The organism is Streptomyces sp. 2P-4 (assembly GCF_030167965.1).
Lineage (GTDB): Bacteria > Actinomycetota > Actinomycetes > Streptomycetales > Streptomycetaceae > Streptomyces > Streptomyces globosus_A.
On sequence record NZ_CP095011.1, the window covers coordinates 6560421 to 6581885 of the forward strand.

General features: G+C 76.0%; 19 protein-coding genes. 10 read left to right on the plus strand and 9 right to left on the minus strand.

Annotated elements, in window-relative coordinates:
• Positions 1-78 precede the first annotated feature (78 nt).
• The 3 genes from MUK52_RS29220 to MUK52_RS29230 all read left to right on the plus strand — a co-directional run bounded on the left by MUK52_RS29220 (position 79) and on the right by MUK52_RS29230 (position 1807).
• Positions 79-741, plus strand: coding sequence for a lysophospholipid acyltransferase family protein (locus MUK52_RS29220; RefSeq protein WP_114056164.1), 663 nt, complete (start codon positions 79-81; stop codon positions 739-741).
• Positions 742-895: 154 nt separating this feature from the next.
• Positions 896-1270: a hypothetical protein gene (locus MUK52_RS29225; RefSeq protein ID WP_114056163.1), complete on the plus strand. Its 375-nt coding sequence runs from the start codon at positions 896-898 to the stop codon at positions 1268-1270.
• 174 nt (positions 1271-1444) lie between these two features.
• Positions 1445-1807, plus strand: a complete 363-nt coding sequence (locus tag MUK52_RS29230; protein WP_114056162.1) for an ArsR/SmtB family transcription factor — start codon at positions 1445-1447, stop codon at positions 1805-1807.
• Between the two features lie 63 nt (positions 1808-1870).
• On the opposite strand, the gene MUK52_RS29235 is transcribed toward MUK52_RS29230, so the two are convergent.
• Positions 1871-2191 carry a hypothetical protein gene (locus MUK52_RS29235; protein WP_284581434.1) on the minus strand — a complete coding sequence of 107 codons (321 nt, stop codon included), beginning with the start codon at positions 2189-2191 and terminating at the stop codon, positions 1871-1873.
• A gap of 1135 nt (positions 2192-3326) precedes the next feature.
• Here MUK52_RS29235 and MUK52_RS29240 point away from each other — a divergent pair.
• The 3 genes from MUK52_RS29240 to MUK52_RS29250 all read left to right on the plus strand — a co-directional run bounded on the left by MUK52_RS29240 (position 3327) and on the right by MUK52_RS29250 (position 9017).
• Positions 3327-4817 carry a glycoside hydrolase family 18 protein gene (locus MUK52_RS29240; protein WP_284581436.1) on the plus strand — a complete coding sequence of 497 codons (1491 nt, stop codon included), beginning with the start codon at positions 3327-3329 and terminating at the stop codon, positions 4815-4817.
• A 129-nt stretch (positions 4818-4946) separates the two neighbouring features.
• On the plus strand, positions 4947-7190 hold the full coding sequence (locus tag MUK52_RS29245; protein WP_284581440.1) for a SpoIIE family protein phosphatase: 2244 nt from the start codon (positions 4947-4949) through the stop codon (positions 7188-7190).
• Between the two features lie 363 nt (positions 7191-7553).
• The gene (locus MUK52_RS29250) at positions 7554-9017 is read left to right on the plus strand and encodes a hypothetical protein (RefSeq protein WP_284581441.1); all 1464 of its coding nucleotides are present in this window, start codon (positions 7554-7556) and stop codon (positions 9015-9017) included.
• A gap of 84 nt (positions 9018-9101) precedes the next feature.
• Here the strand turns inward: MUK52_RS29250 and MUK52_RS29255 are convergent, their stop codons facing one another.
• The gene (locus MUK52_RS29255; protein ID WP_114056159.1) at positions 9102-9686 is read right to left on the minus strand and encodes an RICIN domain-containing protein; all 585 of its coding nucleotides are present in this window, start codon (positions 9684-9686) and stop codon (positions 9102-9104) included.
• A gap of 131 nt (positions 9687-9817) precedes the next feature.
• Here MUK52_RS29255 and MUK52_RS29260 point away from each other — a divergent pair, with 131 nt between their 5' ends.
• The gene (locus tag MUK52_RS29260) at positions 9818-10453 is read left to right on the plus strand and encodes a LuxR C-terminal-related transcriptional regulator (RefSeq protein ID WP_114058733.1); all 636 of its coding nucleotides are present in this window, start codon (positions 9818-9820) and stop codon (positions 10451-10453) included.
• Positions 10454-10525: 72 nt separating this feature from the next.
• On the opposite strand, the gene MUK52_RS29265 is transcribed toward MUK52_RS29260, so the two are convergent.
• The 3 genes from MUK52_RS29265 to MUK52_RS29275 form a co-directional block, all read right to left on the minus strand.
• Complete coding sequence (locus tag MUK52_RS29265) at positions 10526-10939, minus strand: rodlin (protein ID WP_114056158.1); 414 nt, start codon at positions 10937-10939, stop codon at positions 10526-10528.
• A 136-nt stretch (positions 10940-11075) separates the two neighbouring features.
• Positions 11076-12005 carry a Vgb family protein gene (locus MUK52_RS29270; protein ID WP_114056157.1) on the minus strand — a complete coding sequence of 310 codons (930 nt, stop codon included), beginning with the start codon at positions 12003-12005 and terminating at the stop codon, positions 11076-11078.
• A gap of 160 nt (positions 12006-12165) precedes the next feature.
• On the minus strand, positions 12166-13863 hold the full coding sequence (locus tag MUK52_RS29275; RefSeq protein WP_284581442.1) for an ABC-F family ATP-binding cassette domain-containing protein: 1698 nt from the start codon (positions 13861-13863) through the stop codon (positions 12166-12168).
• Positions 13864-13979: 116 nt separating this feature from the next.
• Here MUK52_RS29275 and MUK52_RS29280 point away from each other — a divergent pair, with 116 nt between their 5' ends.
• Both MUK52_RS29280 and MUK52_RS29285 read left to right on the plus strand, forming a co-directional pair.
• Entirely contained in the window at positions 13980-14645 is a 666-nt protein-coding gene (locus MUK52_RS29280; protein ID WP_284581443.1) for a TetR/AcrR family transcriptional regulator, read from the plus strand.
• Between the two features lie 33 nt (positions 14646-14678).
• Positions 14679-15593: an oxygenase MpaB family protein gene (locus tag MUK52_RS29285; RefSeq protein ID WP_114056154.1), complete on the plus strand. Its 915-nt coding sequence runs from the start codon at positions 14679-14681 to the stop codon at positions 15591-15593.
• A 134-nt stretch (positions 15594-15727) separates the two neighbouring features.
• Here MUK52_RS29285 and MUK52_RS29290 read toward each other — a convergent pair whose 3' ends face one another.
• The 4 genes from MUK52_RS29290 to MUK52_RS29305 all read right to left on the minus strand — a co-directional run bounded on the left by MUK52_RS29290 (position 15728) and on the right by MUK52_RS29305 (position 19854).
• Positions 15728-16123, minus strand: coding sequence for a C40 family peptidase (locus MUK52_RS29290; protein ID WP_284581444.1), 396 nt, complete (start codon positions 16121-16123; stop codon positions 15728-15730).
• Positions 16124-16451: 328 nt separating this feature from the next.
• Positions 16452-17468, minus strand: a complete 1017-nt coding sequence (locus MUK52_RS29295) for a TolB-like translocation protein (protein ID WP_114058732.1) — start codon at positions 17466-17468, stop codon at positions 16452-16454.
• A 44-nt stretch (positions 17469-17512) separates the two neighbouring features.
• Positions 17513-18805 carry an MFS transporter gene (locus tag MUK52_RS29300; protein WP_114056152.1) on the minus strand — a complete coding sequence of 431 codons (1293 nt, stop codon included), beginning with the start codon at positions 18803-18805 and terminating at the stop codon, positions 17513-17515.
• A 161-nt stretch (positions 18806-18966) separates the two neighbouring features.
• Positions 18967-19854 (minus strand): glycosyltransferase family 2 protein, encoded by an 888-nt coding sequence (locus MUK52_RS29305; RefSeq protein WP_114056151.1) that lies wholly within the window; start codon positions 19852-19854, stop codon positions 18967-18969.
• 457 nt (positions 19855-20311) lie between these two features.
• Between MUK52_RS29305 and MUK52_RS29310 the strand changes: the two genes are divergently transcribed.
• Positions 20312-21442 carry a Gfo/Idh/MocA family protein gene (locus MUK52_RS29310; protein ID WP_284581445.1) on the plus strand — a complete coding sequence of 377 codons (1131 nt, stop codon included), beginning with the start codon at positions 20312-20314 and terminating at the stop codon, positions 21440-21442.
• Positions 21443-21465 lie beyond the last annotated feature (23 nt).

Below are 21465 nucleotides of genomic sequence, written 5' to 3' on the forward strand. Positions count from 1 at the left end.
TCATGCCCCGGGCACCGCCCGCCGCCGACCATGGCGGCACGCGGTGGGGAACACCGCGGTGGAGAACGGAGAACCGCCATGCTCAGCCGCCTCGCCGACACCCTCGTGCCCGCGTTCGGACGCCTGTCCGTGACCACGCACACCGGGGCCCACCTCGCGCCGGGCAGCATCATCGCCGCCAACCACACCTCCCTCGCCGACCCGGCCGTCGTCCTCGCGGCCCTGCGCCGCCTCGGCGTCGAACCGGTCGTGATGGCCGCCGCCGGACTGTGGCGGATTCCCGTCCTCGGCCCGCTCCTCGTCCGCGAGGGGCACATCCCCGTCCGCCGCGGCCACCGCAGCGCCGCCGACGCCCTGGACCTGGCCGAAGCCGCCCTGGAGCGCGGCAGGCTCGTCCTCATGTACGCCGAGGGAGGCATCCCCGCCCGCCCGGACGCCGGCGAGGCCGCGCCCGGCGCCTTCCGCAGCGGACTCGCCCGGCTGGCCGAGCGCACCGGCGCGCCCGTCGTCCCGCTCGGGCAGGCCGGCGCCCGGCGCGTGACCTCCGGCAGCGCGGCCAAGCAGATCGCCGGCCTGGCCACCGCGCCCCTGCGCCGCCCCGGCCTCCACGTCCACGTGGGGGCGCCGGTCGGCCTCACCGGCGACAGCGCCGCCCGCACCCGGCAGGCCCGCCGGGCCGTCACCGAAGCCTGGCGGACGGCCGCGGCGCACCTCGACGGGCCGGCCGCGCTCGCTGCCTGACGGTGATCAGCAGGACCGTCCACCGTACCCAACAGGCGTTGGTTTTGAGCCGAATTCACGGATCCGCCCGTACGCCGCCGCAGGATCGGTAGCGTCCCGTCACGGAAGATCCGGCGCCGGATGAACGGCGAAAGCAGTACGACGGAGGACGGCCATGGCCAACGTGGAAGTTTCGCTGAAGGAAGCGATGACCGCGATCGACGGTGCGCTCGGGGCGGCGCTGGTGGACTACACCAGCGGTATGGCCCTGGGAACCCTCGGCGGCGGCAAGGAGCTGGACCTGACGGTCGCCGCGGCGGGGAACACGGACGTGATCCGGGCGAAGGTCCGCACGATGGAGATGCTCGGGCTCCAGGACGACCTGGAGGACGTGCTCATCACGCTCGGCGGCCAGTACCACCTGATCAGGCTGCTGCGCAGCCGCAGCGGCGCGGGCCTGTTCCTCTACCTGGTGCTGGACAAGGGCAAGTCCAACCTGGCGATGGCCCGCCACCAGCTCCGCCGCATCGAGGCGGAACTGGAGCTCTAGCGGCGCGTTCCCACCGGCCCACGCATGCCCACGACTTGAAGACATCTTCAAGTCCACACATCCGAAACCGGTCAACTTCGGGTGCGCGCGGGTCGGCGGGACGCGACGATGGTGGGGAGGCCGCGCCGGGCGGGGCGCGGCCACGGTCCGAGGAGCAGCAGGAGCGTCGTGGGTATGCAGGTGCCGCTGTACCAGGCGAAGGCCGAGTTCTTCCGGATGCTCGGCCACCCGGTCCGCATCCGGGTCCTCGAACTCCTGCAGGGCGGGCCGATGCCCGTCCGTGAACTGCTCGCCCAGATCGACATCGAGGCGTCCAGCCTCTCCCAGCAGCTGGCCGTCCTGCGGCGCTCGGGGATCGTGGTGTCCACCCGCGAGGGCTCCACGGTCACCTACGCCCTGGCCGGCGGCGACGTCGCCGACCTGCTGCGGGCCGCCCGCCGCATCCTGACCGAGATGCTGGCCGGGCGGAACGAACTGCTCGCCGAGCTGAGGCAGGGCCCGCCGAGCCAGCCCGAACCGGCCCCGGCCCGCACCTGAGCGGGTCGGGGCGGCGGGACGACGGGACCGGCCGGGGGCGGCGCTTCGGCGCCCCGCCGGGCGTCAGCCGTGTGGTCCCGACGGCTTCAGGCCGCGCCGGACCACCGGGGCCGGGGTCGTCCGCTGCACCCAGGGCTCGTCCCAGACGAAGCCCGCCCCGTTGACATCGCCGTGCGTCTGCCAGACCGCGCCGGCTGCCGTGACGACGTTGACGTAGGCGTCATCGCCCTGGGCCTCGATGCCGATGGCACAGGCGCCGGCCGGATAGCCGGGGTTGGCGGGGTCCGTGCCGACGGCGACGGGGTTCGTCAGGTCCTGCCAGGCGATGACAGGACCACCGAAGGGAACCGCCCGCCCCGCGAAGGCGGTGCCGTCCGTGAGCACCGCGTGGAACCCCTCCGCGCGCGACGGGGCGTAGCTGTCGATGTCGGAACACGGCCCGGCGGCCCCGGTCGCGCCCGTGGCTCCGGTCGCGCCCGTGACGCCTGGGGCCCCTGTCTCGCCGGTCGCACCGGTGGCTCCGGTGGCTCCGGTCGGGCCGGCGGGTCCGGCGGCCCCCGCAGCCCCTGCTTCACCCGCTGCCCCGGTGGGGCCGGTGGCTCCCGTGGCGCCCTGCAGTCCCGTTTCGCCTGTGGCCCCTGTGGCCCCGGTGGCGCCTGGGATGCCTGTGGCGCCCGTCGCGCCTGTGGCGCCCGTCGCCCCCGGTGTCCCGTCCAGGCCGTCCTGCCCGTCCACCCCGTCGTCGCCGGCGGGGCCCGCCGGCCCGGCCGGACCCGTCGGACCCGTCGGACCCGTCGGCCCGGCCGGGCCCTTCGGCCCCACCGGCCCCGTGGGGCCCCTCCGGCACCCGGTGCGGTTGTCCGCTGCCGCCGTCTGCCGCGCGAGCGCCGCGGGCTGCTGCCGGCTCTCCGTGTACCGGCCCAGCACGTCGGCCGCCAGGTAGTCCGGGGGTGCCTCGTCCACGCCGCCCGGCGGCGGACCGGCCTGCCCCGGCCGGGCAGCCGCCGCGCCGGACCCGAGCAGTGCGCCCTCGGGGCAGGGGCCCTCGTCTCCCGGGGCCGCCGGCGTGCCGGCGAGCGGGGCGGCGGCGCGCGGCACGACCGCGGCCGTAGGACTCGTGAGCCCCGTCAGCACGAGGGCGAGCGACGCGAGCGCGCCGCCCCTGAGCCAGGTGCCGCGGCCCGGAAGAGGGCCGAAGGAGGGCCGGGGGGTGCGCCCAGGGATCATGCACGTCTCCTCGACGAGGCGGTTGGTCCTCCGGCTTTTCGGACGGCAGCCCGCCGCCCTTGATGAGAAGGATCGTCATATGGGCGGATGGGCCTACGTATTTCGTCCTGACGGGTGCACGGCCGCCTACCGTGCGTGGCCGGCGCCCGTGCCCCGTTAACCCTTCCCGATCCCTTCCTTAAGCCCGCCTCAAGATCGGGGCAGCGGGGCCTGGACAGGCGTTCTGCCCGGTTCCGGCTCGCTAGCGTGCTGCCCCGTCCCCCCCGTCCCCGCACCGATGAGGCAGGCAGTCATGACCCGGAACTCACACCGCCGCAGGCTCGGCGGCAAGGCCAAGGCGGCCGGCGCGCTCGCCCTGACGGCAGCCGTCGGCGGCACCGCGCTCGCCCTGACCGGCACCGCCCAGGCCGCCTCGGCGGGCGCCGCCTTCACCCGGTCCAGCAGCTGGTCCACCGGCTACACCGGCCAGTACGTCATCACCAACACCGGCCGGGAGACCCTGAAGGACTGGACCCTGGAGTTCGACCTGCCCGCCGGCACGGCCCTCTCCTCCCTCTGGAACGGCGAACAGACCGTCAGCGGCAGCCGCGTCACCGTCAAGCCGCCCCGCTGGGCCACCGGGGGCCTCGCCCCCGGAGCCTCCACCACCGTCGGATTCGTCACCGCGGCCCAGAGCACCCCCGGCAACCCCACGGGGTGCCTGATCAACAAGGTCAAGTGCGGCCCCGGCACCGGCCCGGCACCCAGCCCCAGCGGCCGCCCCACCACCGCCCCCACGGCCACCGCCGCCCCCACCCCCCGGCCGACGACCGGCCCGACGGCCACCGCCTCGCCCACCGCCCCCGCCCCGAAGCCCACCGCCACCTCCACCGGCCGCCCGCCCGGCGGCACGGGCGCCCGGTTCGCGCCGTACGTGGACACCTCGCTGTACCCGGCGTACGACCTCCTCGCCACCGCCGACCAGACCGGGGTCAAGGAGTTCAACCTGGCCTTCGTCACCTCGGGCGGCGGCTGCAACCCGATGTGGGGCGGCACCACCGCCCTCGGCTCCGACCGCGTCGCCTCCCAGATCGCGGCCCTGCGCGCCAAGGGCGGCGACGTCCGCGTGTCCTTCGGCGGCGCCGCCGGCTCCGAGCTCGCCCTCACCTGCTCCTCTGCGGCCGAGCTCGCGGCCGCGTACGGCAAGGTCGTCGAGGCGTACGGGCTCACCAAGGCCGACTTCGACGTGGAGGGCGCCGCCCTGCCCGACAAGGCCGCCAACACGCGGCGCGCCCAGGCCGTCGCGCTCCTGCAGAAGAAGCACCCCGGGCTCGACGTCTCCTTCACCCTGCCCGTCATGCCGGAGGGGCTGACCCAGCCCGGAGTCGACCTCCTCGCCGACGCCAAGCGCAACGGCGTGGCCGTCTCCGCCGTCAACGTCATGGCCATGGACTACGGGCCGGCGTACAGCGGCGACATGGGCGACTACGCCGTCCAAGCGGCCACGGCGACCCAGGCGCAGGTCAAGGGCGTCTTCGGGCTGTCCGACGCCGAGGCGTGGAAGAAGGTCGCCGTGACGCCGATGATCGGCGTCAACGACGTGGTGACCGAGGTATTCACCGTCGAGGACGCCGGACAGCTCGCCGACTTCGCCCGCGCCAAGGGACTGGGCTGGCTCTCCATGTGGTCGGGGGCCCGGGACAAGCAGTGCCCCGGCGGCGCCAAGAACCAGGCCGACGCCACCTGCTCCTCCATTCTCCAGGAGCCGCTGGCCTTCACGAAGGCCTTCGCAGCCCGCTCCTGACCCCGGTCCCCCGTACGGCCGCCCCGACCGTGCCCGCCCGCCCGCCCGCCGCCCGCCCGCCCGCCGCGCGCCCGCCGCCCGGCCGTGCCCGGAGCGCGCGAAGGGCCGGCCTTGGGCCACCATGGTCACGTGGGAGACACACCGGCACGGGACCCCGGTGCCGGCCACCGGCGGCTGGGCGAGGCGCTGCTCGACCTCCGCGCCGCGGCCGGCGCGTCGATCGGCATGCTGTACCTGCCGGCCCCCGCGCAGGGCATGCTGCACCTCGCGCTGACGATCGGCGTGGCCCGCGAATTCGCCGTCCCCTGGTCGCGGGTCGCGCTGCGGGACCCCATCCCTGTCGCGGACGCGGTCCGCGAGCGGCGGCTGGTGTGGCTGGGCGGCCGGGAGGAGACGGCGAGCCGGTACCCGCGCCTCGGCCTCGTCGTCCCCTACCGCTTCTCCCTCGCCGCCACCCCGCTCGACACCGACCCCGAGGCGGGCGCGGCGGCGGGCGCCGGCCTGGTCATGCTGTGGCCCGGCTCCCACGGGCCCGAGCTCGCCGAGCGCGAGAGGCAGGCCCTCGCGGCCGGGTGCGCGCGCCTGGCCGGCATCCTGCGCCGATCCGCCGGGGAGGGCCACCCGGTCCGCGCGGCCGCCCACCCGGTCATCCTGGTGCCGCGGCCGCCGCCCACCCCGGGACCCGTCGAGGCGGCCGCCGCCATGGCCTTCATCCGGCGGCTGCCCGGCGGGAGCTGCGCGCTGGACCTGAACGGGAGGATCACCTTCATCACGCAGGAGGCGGCCGACCTGCTGGGCTCCCCGGGCCGGCGGCTCGTCGGCGCGCTGCCGTGGGAGGCCCTGCCCTGGATGGACACCCCCGCGATCGAGGAGCACTACCGGGCGGCCGTGATGAGCCGGCTGCCGCGCAGCTTCACCGCCGTGCACCCGGCCGGCCACCGGGTGCGCTTCGACCTCCACCCGGACGACTCGGGCATCAGCGTCCGGATCACCGCCGGCGGCGTGCCTGCCGCGTCCGCCGCGGGCGCCCTCGGTCCCGACGAGGCCGTCGAACCGCCGCCTGCGTCCGCACCCGCCCGCTCCGGGCGGGCCGTGGACGCCGCCCGCCCGCCCACGGCGTCCGGGCCGAGCCCGGAGCAGAGCGTGGCGCCCGGCCCGAGCCGTGCCACCGCCCTCTACCAGCTGATGCACCTGGCGGCCAGCCTCACCGAGGCCGCGCACGCCCAGGACGTCGTCGACAAGGCGGCCGACCAGCTGGTGCCCGCCCTCGGCGCGCAGGCCATGGCCCTGCTCGTCGAGGAGGAGCGGCGGCTGCGGATCGTCGGCCACCGCGGCTACACGGACGAGCTCATGACCCGCTACGACGGCCTGCCCGTCACCGCCGAGAGCGCGACGACCGAGGTCATCCGCACCCGCACCCCGCTCTTCTTCGAGAGTCCGGCCGCACTGCGGGCCGCCTACCCCGGCTCCGACATCGAGGACGGGATGGGGGCCTGGGGCTTCGTCCCGCTCATCACCTCGAACCGGCCCGTGGGCTGCCTCGTGCTCGCGTACTCCCGCCCCCGGCCCTTCGCCGCCGGCGAGAAGGCCGTCCTCACCTCGATAGCGGGCCTGATCGCCCAGGCCCTGGAGCGCGCCCGGCTCTACGACTCGGCCTACCAGCTGGCCCGCAGCCTCCAGACCGGGCTGCTGCCCCACGACCTGCCGTACGTCCCCCGCCTGGAGGTGGCCGCCCGCTACCTGCCCGCCGGGCACGGCCTGGACATCGGCGGCGACTTCTACGACCTGATCCACATCGACGGCACGACGGCCGCCGCCGCGATCGGCGACGTCCAGGGCCACAACGTCGGCGCCGCCGCCCTCATGGGCCAGGTCCGCACCGCCGTGCACGCCTCGGCCGGCGCCCCGCCCGCCGAGGTCCTCGCCCGTACCAACCGGCTGCTCACCGACCTGGAGCCCGGCCTGTTCACCAGCTGCCTGTACGCGCACATCGACCTCGGCCGCCACCGGGCCCGCCTGGCCACCGCCGGGCACCCGCCGCCGCTGCTGCGCCGTGCCGACGGGACCGCGGAGGTCGTGGCCCTCCCGCCCGGGCTGCTGCTCGGCATCGACCCCGACGCCGGGTACACGGCTGCCGAGATCCCCTTCGAGCCGGGATGCCTGCTCGCGTTCTACACCGACGGGCTGGTCGAGAGCCCGGCCCTCGACATCGAGGAGACCATCGCCGGCGTCGCGGCCCACCTCGCCCGCGCCGCGGGGGACCGGCCACTCGAAGCCGTCGCGGACGACCTCCTCCGCCACGCCCGCGGCCGGGTGCCCGTGACCGACGACATCGCGCTCCTGCTGCTGCGCTCCCGCCTGCCCGGCGACTGACGCGCCGCCCCGCGCCCCGTACCGAGACCGCACCGCTCACTTCCGGACACGGGCGGCCGCGATCCCGACCACCCGCGGAACCGATCCCGCCGACCTGCCCGCCCTCCCCGCCGCACCGTTCCCGGCATCGCCCGCGGCAGCCGACGGCAGCAACGCCCTTGTCCGGCAAGGGCCTACCCGAGCAGGGACGCCTTCGATGCCGTTCGGGGGTAACAGACCGCGGCGCCCGGGACACGCGCCGTCGATCTCCCGGTACGCCCGTGATGGCCGGATACCGACGTTTGTGATGGACATGCCTGGCATGATGCGCCGCACGTTACTTGCCGGTAGCGCAACTCCCCCCAACCAGAAGGTCCTACGTACGTGCGCATTCTCGCCAGACGGCTCCTGCTCCCTGGCCTCACGACCCTGGCGCTCACCGCCACCGGCTGCTCCTCGGCACCCCAGCCCCCCGCGGCTCCCCCCACCTCCCTCGGACTGCCCGCCGCCCCGGCCCCCGTCGCCGACGGCACCCGGCAGCTCGAGGTCGCCGCGGCCCCGCAGGACGAGCCCGCCTCCGCAGGCATGGCCCGCGTCGGCGCCGGCAAGGGCACCCCGGAGAAGGCCGCGCTGAAGGTGGCCTCCTTCGACAAGGCGACCGGAAAGGCCGTCATAGCCCCCGCGCCGCCCAAGGCGCCCGCCCCGTCGAAGGACCCCAAGGGGTCCGCCCCCGCCCGGGAAACGCCCTCGCCCGGCGGCTCCCCGAGCAGCTCCGCCGCGCCGGACAAGCCCGTCGCCGTCGGCGACGTCATCGCCAGCGCCCCCGTCCCCGGAGCCCCGGACGGCCTCCTCGCGAAGGTCACCGAGGTCGGCCGCAAGACCGACCGCGGCATCGAGGTCAAGACCGCCCCGACGACCCTGTCCGCCGTCCTCAACGACGACAAGGCCGACGGCAAGGTCCCCGTCGACCCGTCCACCGTCACGGTCGAACCGCTGATGAAGGGCGTCACCTTCTCCTGGGCCAAGAGCCAGGGCCTGAAGTTCGGCCCCGAGGGCGCCAAGCTGCCCCTGGGCAACCTGCGCCTCGACGTGAACGCCCCCATCGAGACCGCCCCCGGCGCCCCCGTCTCCGCGGGCGCCTCGGTGTCCGGGTTCGTCCGGCTCGCGCCCACCGTCGAGTTCGCCTACGACGGCTCCGGCGGCACCGGCCCGCGCGGCGCCTTCCTCGGCTTGAGCGGCGACTGGGCCTCGCAGTGGAGCCTCAAGGGACACGCGGCCGCGACCACCGGCGGCCCGAAGCGGATCCCGTTCGCCAAGCTGCACAGCGCTCCCGTCATCCAGGTCGGCCCGGTGCCCGTCGTCGTCAACCTCGACCTGACCTGCTTCATCCAGGTGGAGGCCGACGGCCGCGTCACGCTGGAGGTCAAGCAGGACGTCAAGGGAGACTTCCGCGTCGGCGGCAGCTACGCATCCGGCAAGGGCTGGACCCCGGTCAGCACCTCGAAGGTGGAGAGCACCCCGGTGACGGCCGAGGTCGCCGCCGCCGGCAAGGTCAAGGCCGCGCTCGGCGCCGAGGCCGCAGTCGGCCTGTACGGGGCCGTCGGCGTCTCCGCCGAGTTCGCCCCCTACCTGCGCGGCGAGGGAGACGTGAAGGCCGCCGTCTCCAGCGACGGCAAGGCATCGGCCGGCGGCGCCTGGGCGCTGTACGGCGGCTTCGACCTGAGCGGCAACCTCCAGCTCCAGCTGTCGCTGTTCGGCACGCCGATCTTCGAACGGCGCATCCCGCTCGGCTCGCTCAACCGCGAATGGCACCTGGCCGGCGGCAAGGCCGCCGTCCGGCGCGGCTGACGACGCGCCGGGCACAGGACCCGGACGGCAGGGCGCGGCACGGCGGGGTCGAAACCCGCCGTGCCGCGCCGCCGTTCACCGGATTCAGGCCGCGGCCGCCCGGCCGAACTGGTCGTAGTTGTAGACCCCCGCGTAGACGGGGCTCCAGGCGGACTCGCCGGCCCCGCAGGCGCCCAGCACCACGGGGGACCGCCGGCCGGTGTCCCGCAGGCACTGGCCCGAGGTCGCCTCGACGAGCTCCCAGCGGTCCCCGGCAACCGGGGAGTTGCGCCAGGTGAAGACACCGCAGCCGCTGCCGGTGCCGACGACGAGCGGAGCACCGGGGACCGCGCCGCCCTGCGGCGTGAGGCAGTACACCCCGAAGATGCCGATCGCAAAGGTGCCGTTGCCGCCCTGGTGGAACGTGAACCGCTGGTGCAGGGCGGTCTTGCAGTCGAACGTCTGGATGACCTTCCCCGGAGCGGGCCGTCCGCCGCCCTGCATGTCGAGGCACTTCCCGCTCGGCGGCTTCAGGGTGTACGTGTAGGCGCTGCGGAAGCTGGTGGTGTAGTACACCCCCGGGTCCGCGGAGGCCGACGCCGAGGCCGGCGCCGGAAGGAGCAGGACGAACAGGCCTGCGAGCGCGGCCAGCAGACCGCCCCCGCCCCACCGAACAGACTTGCCGGTCACGTGATCTCTCCTGTCTCAAGACCTTCTTGACGCCCTGAACGTAGCGAGATCAACTGATCACCCGGTACCCGCCCATTCAGGGGGGTATACCACCGGGGGGTTCGTTTGCGGGGGTGCGGGTGGACGGCGCGGTGACCGGCGCGGTCACGGTGGCGGCGGTCGACGACGACCGGATGCTGCTGGACGGACTGCGCTCCTGGCTGGCCGGGACAGACCGGCTGCGGCTGCTCGCCGCGGTCCCCACCGTCGGGGACCTCCTCGCCGGGCCGGGCCGCACCGCCGAGGTGGTGCTCCTCGACCTCCTCCTGCGCGACGGCTCCGTACCGGAGGACAACGTGCGCCGGGTCCGGGCGGCCGGCCCCCGGGTCCTGGTCATCAGCACGGTCGCGGACCGCCCCCGGATCGTCTCCGCGGTCGCCGCGGGCGCCGACGGCTACCTCACCAAGGACCACGACCTGCCGACCCTGGTCGAGGCCGTCGCCGCCGTGGCCGCGGGCGGCACGGCTCACTCGCCCGAACTGGCCTTCGCGTGGGTCCACGACACGGCCGCCGACCGCCCCAGGCTGGCCCCCCGGGAGCTGGAGGTGCTGCGGTACTACGCCTCCGGGCTGACCCTCAAGGCGACGGCCCGCCGCGCCGGCATCAGCCCCAACACGGCCAAGTTCTACCTGGACCGGGTGAAGGAGAAGTACCGGGAGGCGGGCCGCCCCGCCTACACGAAGATCGACCTGGCCCACCGGGCCCGCGAGGACGGCCACGCCCCCTGACGGCGGCCGGCCCCGGCCCCGGCCCCGCGTGGTGCGGGGCGGGACCGGGGCCGGGTGCGCGGTGGGCGCGCCTCAGCTGCCGGCGGAGAGGTTGCCGGAGAGGACGGGGATGTTGCTGAGGATGTGCGAGAGGGACTCGTCGCCCTTGGCCTGGGTGGAGTTCTCGGCGCACTGCTGGTTCATCGGGTTGGACAGGACGTTGACGTCCTGGACGCCGACGTTGGCCAGGATGGCGACCAGCGACTGCGCGTTCACCTTCACCGGCACGCCGAGGCACGGCTTGTTGAGCGAGCCCTGCACCAGGGAGGCCTGCGGGCTCATCGCGCCCTCGGTCTTCTGGTTGCCGTAGATCTGCGCGGCGTTGTTGCCGTTCACGGTGTTGATGCCGTTGTCGTTGCCGATGGCCATGGCCGGGGTGGCCAGAGCGGCGCCCGCGCCGAGGAGGGAGGCGGCGACGACGACCGTGTTGGCGGCCTTCTTGAGCATCGTGTTCCTGTTCGTAGTGGGGGTTGCTGTTGCCCGTGCATGCAGTGCAACAGCGCAGCGGGGGAGAGGTTGCGCGCCACCACCCGCAGGAGTGACCGGGGCCCGCCCGCCGGTCGACGGGTGACCCGGCCGCGCCTCACGCTCCGGCCGGGTCGAGGCGGGCGATCGCGCCGTGCTCCAGGGCCGCGTACAGGGCGCCGTCCGCTCCGAAGGCCAGGCCGTGCGGCTCGCTGCCGGTGCCGGGCAGCTCGTACGCGGCCGCCCGGCCCTCGGGAGAGAGCCGGCCGATGCGGCCCGTCGCCCACTCGGTGAACCAGTACGCGCCGTCCGGGCCGGCGGTGACGGCGTGCGGCCGGCAGCCCGGATCGGGCAGCAGGAACTCCCTGACCTCGCCGCCGGTGGTGATGCGCCCGATCCGGCCGGCGGCGATCTCGGTGAACCACAGGGCGCCGTCGGAGCCGGCCGTCAGACCGACCGGTCCGCAGTCCGGATCCGGCAGCGGGTACACGGAGAGGTCGCCGCCGGTGGTGATCCGGCCGACGGCGCCGGCCCGGTGGAGGGTGAACCAGAGCGCCCCGTCCGGCCCGGCGGCGATGAAGGCGGGGAAGGCGTCGGCCTGCGGCAGCGGGAACTCGGCGACCTCGCCGCCGGTGGTGATCCGCCCGATCCGCCCGGCCGCGGACAGGGTGAACCAGAGCGCCCCGTCGGCGCCCGCGGCGATGCCGTACGGAGCGGCGGCAGGCCCCCGGCCCGCGGCGGGGAGGGGGAAGGAGCGGACGCAGCCGTCGGTGGAGATGCGGCCGATGCGGTCGTCCCGCATGCGGGTGAACCACAGGGCGCCGTCCGGGCCCGCGGTGATCAGCGAGGGCCCGCAGCCGGCGTCGTCGAGCGGGAACTCCTCGACCGCGGCCGGGCCGCCGCCCGAGAGCCCGGCGGCGGGCAGCCGGGCGATCCGCCCGGCGTGGACGAGGGTGCACCACAGCGCGCCGTCGGGGCCGGCGGCGAGCGCGTAGGGGCCGGCCGCGGGATCGGAGACGGGGAAGGTGCGCAGACGGGGGGAGGCCATGCGGGGCGAGCCCTCCTCGGGGCGGGGGACGGTTGCGGGGGCGGTTGCGGTGCGGGCTGCGGTGGTCCGGTGCAGGGCGGCTTCCCTTCGGATCGGTACGGGCGGACGCGCCCGGGCGGACGTTCCGGCGGGCCGTACGGATGCGGACGGCCCGCCGGGTTCACGCCGGCCGGGCCATCGGCTCGCGCAGGCGGCGCCCGGGCCGCGCGGCGGCACGGGCGGCAGGCGGGGCGGCGGTGAAGCCGGGCGCGGCAGGGGCGAGTTCGAGTCGGTCGCCGCGCCAGCGGGCGTGCAGCGCCCGGTCGTGGCTCACGAGGACCACCGCTCCGGCGAAGGAGGCCAGTGCCTCCTCCAACTCCTCGGCCAGCGCGGGGGAGAGGTGGTTCGTCGGCTCGTCCAGCAGGAGGACGTCCGCCGGTTCGGCGAGGAGCCGGGCGAGCGCCAGCCGCTGCCGCTGCCCCGCCGACAGGGATGCGGCGGGCACGTGCAGCCGGTCCCGGTGGAACAGGCCGAGCGCCAGCAGCCGCTCGGCGTGCTCCTCGGCCGTGCCGGGGCGGCCGTCCGCGTACGCGGCGAGCAGGGTGCGCCCCCGCGGCCCGGCAGGCGCGTGCTGGGCCAGGAGGCCGGTCCGGCCGTACCGGTGCACGCGCCCGCCGTCCGCGGGCACCGTGCCGGCGAGGACGCCGAGGAGGGTGCTCTTGCCGGCCCCGTTCGGTCCGGTGACGAGGAGGCGGGCGCCGGCGCCGACCGTGAGGCAGACCGGCGACAGCCGCCCGGCGACGTGCACCGCTTCGGCGCGCAGCAGCTCGCCCGGCCGGCCGGCGCCGCGGGGCAGGGCCGGGGTGAAGGACAGCGGGTCGGGCGGGGCGGGCACCGGACGGGCGAGCAGCCGCGCGAGGCGCTCCTCGGCATTGCGGACCCGGCTCGCCAGGGACTGCTGCACCCGGCCGGCGGCCCGGTCGTAGGCCATCTTGTTCCCGTCCTTGGCCGCCCTGCCCGGGGCGACGCGGCGGGCGGTGGTCGCGGCCGTCTCGCGCAGCCGGGCCACCTCCTCGGCCCACTGCCGGTGCGCGTCGGCGCGGCGCTGCCGGTCGGCGGCGCGCTGCGCGAGGTAGCCGGCGTAGCCGGTGCCGTGGCGGGTGGCGGTGTGCCGGTCGCCGTCGACCTCCAGCAGGGCGGTGGCGACCCGTTCGAGGAAGGCGCGGTCGTGGGAGACGGCGACCGTGGTGCCGCGTCGGGCGCGCAGGTGGTCCTCCAGCCAGGCGAGGGCGGGGCCGTCGAGATGGTTGGTGGGCTCGTCGAGCAGCAGGACTTCGGGGCCCGCGGCGAGGAGGGCGGCCAGGCGGAGGCGGACCTGCTCGCCGCCGGAGAGGCCGCCGACGGTGCGGTCCCGGGGGAGTCCCGCCAGGCCGAGGCCGTGCAGGGCGCGTTCGAGGCGGGCGCCGGCCTCGTAGCCGCCGCGCAGTTCGAAGGCGGTGAGGAGGTCGGCGTACGCGGAGAGCACGGCGGGTTCGTCGCCGGCGCCTTCGGCCATGCGCGCCTCCAGGCGGCGCATGTCCCGCTCCATGGTGCGGAGTTCGGCCAGGGCGCGGTCGACGACCTGCCGGACGGTCAGGTGCGGCGGGAGGTGCTCCTCCTGGGGGAGGTGCCCGATGCCGCCGTCGGCGCGGGCGATGACCTCGCCGCGGTCGGGGCGCTCCGCTCCGGCGAGGAGGCGCAGCAGGGTGGACTTGCCGGAACCGTTCTCTCCGACGATGCCCAGGCGGGTGCCGGCGGGCACGGAGCAGGTGACGGAGTCGAGGACGGTGCGGCCGTCGTAGGCCTTGGTGACGTCAAGGGCGGTGAGCTGTGCGGTCACGGAGCGGCTCCAGGGGGTCGGGGAGGGGCCGGGCGGGGGCGGCGGCGCGGCGGGGGGTGCGGGGAGTGAGCACGGGAAGCTCCTTAAATCGACGAATGTTGCGTTAGGATGCTGCCATGGAATCCGGCACCTCCGCAAGCAGCGATCCCGGCCCCGGCGCACCCGGTGCCGCGCCCGATGCCGTTCGGCCCGTGCGCCGCCGCACCGGCGGCCGCAGCGCCCGCGTCCGCACCCAGGTCCTCGAAGCCGTCGGCGCGGTCCTCCTCGAAGCCGGGTACGACGGCCTGACCGTCGACGCGGTCGCCCTCCGCGCGGGCGTCCACCGCACCACCGTCTACCGGCGCTGGCGCGACGTGGGCGGCCTCCTCGCGGACCTCCTCGACGCCGCGGCCGACGACACCTGGACGCCCCCGGACACGGGCTCCCTGGAGGGCGACCTCACCGCCCTCAACCAGGAGGTCTACGACGCCCTCGCCGCCGGCCCCGGCCTGACCGCCGCCCTGATCGCCGCCTCGTTCCGCTCCCCGGAGGCCGCCGGCGCCCTCAGCCGGTTCTGGGAGGACCGGTACGCCCGCTGCGCCGTACTCGCCGACCGCGCCGCCGCCCGCGGAGAGCTCGGCCCGCCCGCCCCGGGGGCCGGCGCCGTCCGCGCCCTGCTCGTCACCGCCACCGCCCCCGTCTACCAGGAACTCCTGCTGCTGCGCAGTGCCCCCGACCCCGGCCTGCCGCGCCGGGCCGCCCGGGCCGCCGCCGCGGCCGCGCGCGCCGGCGCCTTCTCCTGACCGGGGACCACCGCCCCGGGGGATAATGCCCCCATGGGGCGGCAGTGGCGGTCCGCCGTCGCACACACCAGGACCCGCATGGGCGAGGCGCTCTTCCGGCGGGTGGCGGGACCGTCCGGCCCGGAGAACCGGGACCGGATCCACCTCACCCCCGGCCCGCGCTGGTTCCCCGCGGACGGGCCTGTCCAGCGCGTCCACGCCGACGCCGCGCTCTTCGTCGGCGGGCTCGCCGCCCTGCTCCTGCAGTCCCTGCACCCGCTGGCCATGGCGGCGGTCGCCGAGCACTCCGACTACCGCGAGGACCCGTGGGGACGGCTCCAGAGCATCAGCACCTTCCTCGCCTTCACCACCTACGGCACCGCCGAGGACGCGCAGCGCGCCGTCGACCGCGTCAGGGCCGTCCACCGGACGGTGCACGGCACCGCGCCCGGCGGGGAGCCGTACACGGCCGCCGACCCGGTCCTGCTGGAGTGGGTGCACGACGCCGAGGTCAGCTGCTTCCTCGGCGCGCACCAGCGCTACGGGGCCCGCAGGCTCGGCCCGGCCGAACAGGACGAGTACGTCGCCGGGATGGCGCGCGTGGGCGCCGCGCTCGGCGTGCGGGAGCCGCCCTGCACCGTGGCCGAGCTCGGCGCCCGCCTCCGGGCTTACCGCCCGCAGCTGCGCGGCACCCCGCAGGCCCGGGAGGCGGCCCGGTTCCTGCTGCGCCGCCCGCCGGTGCCGTGGCCGCTGCGGCCGCCCTACGCGGCGCTCGCCGCGGCCGCCGTGGACCTGCTCCCCGAATGGGCCCGCGCCGAGCTGGGACTGCGCCCGAGGCTCCCGTTCGAGCGCAGGTGCATCCGGCTGGCGGGCGGCGCCGCCGTACGGCTCGTCGGCTGGGTGCTGCGGGCCCCGCCCGGCACGCCGCGCCGCCCCGGTCACGGGCGGTCCGCGCCCCGCTCCGGATGAGCAGGGGGCGTCGGCACGGCCAACACCGCGCCGTGTCGGGTGCCATGGGCTCACGCATCCCGGCGGCTGCCGAACAGCGGCGTTTTCGGGCAGGGATGCGCCACGGCGTGCGGGCGGTTACGAGGGGGGTGCGGTCAATTGGCCCGGCTGTAGCGGGCCTTGCTCGTCCAGATGCGTTCGAGCCGTACGCGGGTGCCGGGCCTGGGCGCGTGCCAGATCTTGTTGTGGCCGGCGTAGATTCCCACATGGCTCATCGTCGCCCCCTTGGGGAAGAAGACGAGATCGCCCGGAGCGCGCTGGCGGCGCGAAATGTGCTGCGTGCTGTCGTATTGCTGGTCCGCCGTGCGGGGGAGTTTCCGCCCCGCCTTCCGGAAGGCGTAGAGCGTGAGGCCCGAGCAGTCGAAGTGCCGGGGTCCGGTGGCGCCGTACACGTAAGGGGCGCCTTCCTTGGACGCGGCCACCGCGACGGCTTTCGCGCCGTACGGGGAGGCCGCGTGGGCCGGTGTGGCCGGTACGGAGACGGTGGCCACCGCCACTATGAGGAAGAAGGCGCACCCCTGGGGGGCTCGACGTCCTGCAATGCGGCCTCCGTACGGCCTCGGTCTTTCCACTCCGGCGTTCGTCAATCGTGATCCCTTCGCATTCATGTTGAACAGCCACCGCTTTCCACGGCAGTTCATCGAAGTGACATGCGTAACGGCTCCCGACGAGCGCCCATTGTTCTCCGACGTACGCGCAGGCGCTGTTTTCGGACACGCCCTGGAATATCTCGGTTGGGTAAAGGAGCGGGTGTAAGGGCGGATCATATGACCGGCTGCGGGCGCCGTTCGAGTGGCGGAAGGTACCGATCCGCCTCCGTCACGAGACGGGGCGGCTCGGCGAGGAGGCCGCAGGCGCCAGCAGGCGCGGTTCACCCGAACCGTCCGCCCGCACCGTCCACAGGTCCGTCGTGTCGGCCGCATCGCCGGCCGGGAGCCCGTACGCCAGCGTGCGGTCGTCGAGCCACAGCGCCTGGTCGTCCACGCTCCGCTTCTCCGCAAGCGGCTGCTCGCGCAGCGTCCGCAGGTCGAGCACGTGCTCGCGCCACAGCGAAGCCCCCCGCTGCACCCGCTTCTTGTAGGCGATCCGCGTCTCGTCCGGCGACAGCGACGGGCACTCCACGTTCCGGGCGAGGGCCGTGACGCTGCGCCGTGAGATCGAGCCCCTGACCAGGTGCGCCTGCCCCGCCGTGGCCAGCGTGGCGTAGAAGGTGTCGTCGTCCCTGCTGAACGTCACACCCCAGAAGTTCACGTCCGCCGCACTGTAGGGCCGGCCGTCCATCGTGATGGAGAACTTCTCCAGGTCCGGCTCCAGCGCGCCCGTCCGGGTGTCCGCGATCGCCGTCCGGGTCGAGAAGAACGCCGAACCGTACGACTCCCCGCTGACGAAGACCGTCCAGGCGGCGAACCGCCCGCTGGGGGACATCCGCGCCCGCGAGGGCGTCCCCGCGAGCGGGAAGCTGCGGACCGGGCGCAGCCCGGAGTCCACGATCACGGCCCGGTTGTCCTGCGCGAGCGCCCCCGGGGCGGAGCTCAGGCACACGCCGGTGCCGCCCGCCGCATGGAACCGCCGGCAGGTGAGCCCCGACGCGGTCCGCGCGGCCCGCGGCTCCCCGCCGGGCACCGACACCACGGCCCCGAGGTGCGGCCCCGGGGCCCCGTTGACGAAGACCAGCCTGCCGCCGCCGTCCAGGGCGACGCTCCCCGGGGCCGCGACCGGGTCGCCCGGCCGGGTCTGCCCGGCGCGGTCGGCGGCGCGCAGCACGACCGCCGTGCCGGCGCCGCCGAGGAGCAGGACGGCCGCCAGGAGGAGCAGCAGCCGGCGGGAGCGGGTCATGGGGTTCCTCGGGGTGCTCGGGATCAGGGGGCGGGGGAAGGCGGTCAGGGGGCGGAGGGCCGGCGCCCGCGGCCGTCGGGGCGGAGCGCACGCCAGGCGAACGCCGCACAGCAGCACAGGCCGGCCGCTGCCGCGGCGAGCGCCGTACCGCCGCCCCACACCGTCCACGCGGCGCCGAAGGCGAGGGAGCAGCCGAAGCGGGCCAGCGCCTGGCCGGTGCCGACGAGCGCCATTCCGGTGGCCCGCAGGCCGTCCGGCACGGCCCCGGCCACCGCTGCCGGGAGCACCCCGTCGGTGGCGGCGTAGAACAGGCCGTGCAGCCCCAGCACCAGCAGCGGCAGCGCCTGCCAGTCGGGCGCCCACAGCAGCAGGCCGTACGCGGCGAGCAGCAGGGCGTGCCCGGCCAGGAAGACCGCACGGCGCCCGATCCGGTCCGCGAGCGCCCCCGCGGGCACCGCGAGCAGCAGGAACACCGCCGCCGTGCCCAGCGGCAGCAGCGGGAACCACCGCTCGCCCAGGCCGGTGCGGTCCTGGAGCAGCAGGTACAGGAAGGCGTCGCTGACGGTGGTCAGGCCCAGCAGGGCCGCGCACACCGCCAGGGACCGCAGCCGCGGCCGCCGCAGCAGCGCCGCCGCCTCCCGCAGGCCGGGCCCGCGCGGCCCCGCCCCGCCCGGTCGGACCGCGGATCCGGCGCCGGGCACGGCCGCCGCGCGCCCCGACGGGACGAACAGCACCAGGACGACGACGCCCAGGGCGGCGACGCACGCACTGACCCCGAACACGGCATCGTACCCGCCGACGGCCGCGCTCAGGACGAGGAATGCCGCGAGGGGACCGAGCAGTGCCCCCGTGGTGTCCATCGCCCGGTGTACGCCGAAGGCCCGCCCCTGCGCCCCCGCGGGCGCGGCCAGGGAGATCAGCGCGTCCCGCGGGGCGGTCCGCAGCCCCTTCCCGGTCCGGTCCAGGGCGAGGACCAGCGCCACCGGGCCCAGGCCGTGTGCGAACAGCAGCAGCGGCTTGCACACCGCCGACAGGGCGTACCCGAGGCCCGCGACCAGCTTGTGGCTGCGGACCCGGTCCGCGAGGTGCCCGCCGGCCAACTGCACCAGCGCGCCCACCCCGTTGTAGACGCCGTCGAGCGCGCCGAACCCGAGCGGACTCAGGCCCAGCCCCGCCACCAGGTACAGCGGCAGCACGGCCGCGACCATCTCGGAGGACACGTCGGTGACCAGGCTCACCGCGCCCAGCGCGAGGACGGTCGGGGCAGCGGCCCGGCGCCGGGCGGCGCCGCCTGCACCCTTCGCGCCGGCGGGCGCGGAGCGGTCCGCGAGGTACATGCTGTACGGCTCCTGGGGCCGACGGGATCTGCGTCACTCGTGCGTACGGTCGCACCCTAGGCGACCGGCGGGCGCCGTGCGGCCCCGACGGATGCAATGGCCAACGGGCCTTCCCGAGGCCGGATTTCGCCTCCCGAGGCGGCGGCCCGGCCCGCGTGCGCTCAGCCCTCGCGGCTGCTCTCGTCGCGCAGCCAGGTGGAGAAGTCCCCCGCCCGGATCGCCCGGCGCGCGCCGCGGCGGGCGGCGACGGCCGCCACCAGGAACACGCCGACCGCCGGCAGCAGGCCCGGTTGCGCCCGGACCAGCGCCCGCAGGTCCGCGGTCCCGGTGCGCGCGGACGGCGCGGCCCCGCCGCTGCCGCCCCCGGCGGCGCGCGCCGCCGCCTGGGCCCGCTCCAGCTCCGCCGAGGAGGTCGCCGCCCTGATCCGCCGCCTGAGCAGGTCGCCCCACGTGCGCGGCGGGCTGACCACGACCCGCGCCTCCTCGACGATGCGCCGCTCGGCGGGCGCGAACGCCAGCGACGCCGCCAGGTCGTCCGCCATCACCGGCGGGAGCGCCGCGATCCGCGCGTGCCCCTGCTCGGTCACCGCGATGACCCCCCGCCCGAACAGCCCCTCCCGGACCGCCGGGAGCAGCTGCCACACCCGGTAGTAGGCGCGCACCGCCCAGGCGCAGCCCGCCAGAGGCAGGTCCCGGCCCGGAGCCGCCGCCAGCACCCCCCGCCCGTCGGCCAGGGCCGCCTCCAGCGCCCGTACGTCCGCCGCGCGCAGCACGACGTCCGCGTCGACGTACAGCCGGGGGAAGCCCCTGGCGTGCTCGTCGCCGAGCCGGAGCGCCCCGTGCTTGCCCGGCGCCGGCGTCTGCACCACCCGGACCCGGGGGCCGCGGGCGCCTGCCACTGCGGCGGTGTCGTCGGTGCACCCGTTGCAGACCACCACGATGTCGGGCCCTGGGCCCGCCCCGGCGGCAGCGGCGTCCGACAGGAGCGCGTCGAGGAGGCGGCCGATGACCCGGGCCTCGTTGTGCGCCGGTATCACGATGCTGGTCACTCCGCGAGTATGCCCACGCCCGCACACCGGTGCCGGGTGTTTCCGCCAACTCCCCCCGCACGCAAGGCCCGTGGTCTAGATTGAACGCAGCCGGCCGGACCGGGCGCGCCAACGGCAGCGCCGCAGTCCGGCCGCATCGGGGAAGTTGGGGAACGATCGGTTTCGGCGGCTCGGGGGAACGGGCCGTCCGATTCCGGGGCCGGGCCGGCGCGAGGGGTGCCGGACGGCCGGGGGGCAGGGGAAACGCGGGAACACCGCGGCCGCGGAAGCACACCGCAGCCGCGTGGCCCCGCGTCGGCATCGGCCGCGGGGGGTACCGCCGTCGAACGGGTCGCGCACGGGCCGCACAGGCGTCCGGTGTGCCCGCAGGCGGGCACGGCACCCCCTTCCTTCGCACGCCACCCGGCCATGGGTCGTCGACACGCCAGCCGGGCGTGCGCAGGGAAGGGGAACCACCGTGAAGGGCACCGCCAAGGACACCGCCCAGCAGCAGGCCCGGGAGGCCGCGCCGGACGGGGCGCCCGCCGGCCGGGAGCCGGCGCCGCACGAGCCGTTAGGCGTCGCCGTCGTCGGCGCCGGATACTGGGGCCCCAACCTCGTACGCAACTTCCAGGCCAGCCCCGCCTTCCGGCTCCGCTGGCTGTGCGACCTGGACGCCGACCGCGCCCGGAAGGTGCTCGGCGGCTACTCCACCGTCCAGGCCACCTCCGACTACGAGGCGGTCCTCGCCGACCCCGCCGTCGACGCCGTCGCCGTGGCCACCCCGGCCGGCACCCACCTCGACGTCGCCCTCGCCGCCCTCCGCGCAGGCAAGCACGTCCTCGTGGAGAAGCCCCTCGCCGCCACGTACGAGGACGGGCTGCGCCTGGTCACCGAGGCCGAGGAACGCGGCCTGACCCTCATGTGCGACCACACCTACTGCTACACCCCGGCCGTGGCCCGCATCCGCGAACTGGTCCGCTCCGGCGAGCTCGGCGAGATCCAGTTCGTCGACTCCGTCCGGATCAACCTCGGCCTCGTCCAGAGGGACGTGGACGTCCTGTGGGACCTCGCCCCGCACGACCTGTCCGTCCTCGACTCCGTCCTCCCGGACAACGTCCGGCCCGTCGCGGTGGCCGCCCACGGCGCCGACCCGATCGGCGCCGGCCAGTCCTGCGTCGCCTACCTCACCCTCCAGCTCGACACCGGCGCGATCGCCCACGTCCACGTCAACTGGCTGTCCCCGGTGAAGGTCCGCACCACCATGGTCGGCGGCTCCAAGCGCACCCTCGTCTGGGACGACCTCAACCCCTCGCAGCGCGTCGCCGTCTACGACCGCGGCGTCGACCTCACCGCCCCGCAGGAACTCCGCGAGGACCAGCGCCGCGACGCACTCGTCTCCTACCGCACCGGCGACATGGTGGCCCCCGCCCTCGGCGAGAAGGAGGCCCTGCGCACCATGGTCGAGGAGTTCGCCGCCGCCGTCCGCCACCGCCGCCCGGCCCTCACCGACGGCCGGGCCGGCCTCCGGGTCCTCGACATCCTCGAAGCGGCCTCCCGCAGCCTCGCGTTCCACGGCGCCGTCGTCGGCCTGCGCACCGGCCGCTGACGGCCGCCGCACGGAACACGGCG

Excerpts from the sequence above, each read along its gene's own strand:
- MUK52_RS29230 (WP_114056162.1), top strand. The coding sequence starts at position 1,445 with ATGCAGGTGCCGCTGTACCAGGCGAAGGCCGAGTTCTTCCGGATGCTC.
- MUK52_RS29270 (WP_114056157.1), bottom strand. The coding sequence starts at position 12,005 with ATGGCCTCCCCCCGTCTGCGCACCTTCCCCGTCTCCGATCCCGCGGCC.
- MUK52_RS29295 (WP_114058732.1), bottom strand. The coding sequence starts at position 17,468 with ATGACCCGCTCCCGCCGGCTGCTGCTCCTCCTGGCGGCCGTCCTGCTC.
- MUK52_RS29285 (WP_114056154.1), top strand. The coding sequence starts at position 14,679 with ATGGGGCGGCAGTGGCGGTCCGCCGTCGCACACACCAGGACCCGCATG.
- MUK52_RS29240 (WP_284581436.1), top strand. The coding sequence starts at position 3,327 with ATGACCCGGAACTCACACCGCCGCAGGCTCGGCGGCAAGGCCAAGGCG.
- MUK52_RS29265 (WP_114056158.1), bottom strand. The coding sequence starts at position 10,939 with ATGCTCAAGAAGGCCGCCAACACGGTCGTCGTCGCCGCCTCCCTCCTC.
- MUK52_RS29280 (WP_284581443.1), top strand. The coding sequence starts at position 13,980 with ATGGAATCCGGCACCTCCGCAAGCAGCGATCCCGGCCCCGGCGCACCC.
- MUK52_RS29300 (WP_114056152.1), bottom strand. The coding sequence starts at position 18,805 with ATGTACCTCGCGGACCGCTCCGCGCCCGCCGGCGCGAAGGGTGCAGGC.
- MUK52_RS29220 (WP_114056164.1), top strand. The coding sequence starts at position 79 with ATGCTCAGCCGCCTCGCCGACACCCTCGTGCCCGCGTTCGGACGCCTG.
- MUK52_RS29225 (WP_114056163.1), top strand. The coding sequence starts at position 896 with ATGGCCAACGTGGAAGTTTCGCTGAAGGAAGCGATGACCGCGATCGAC.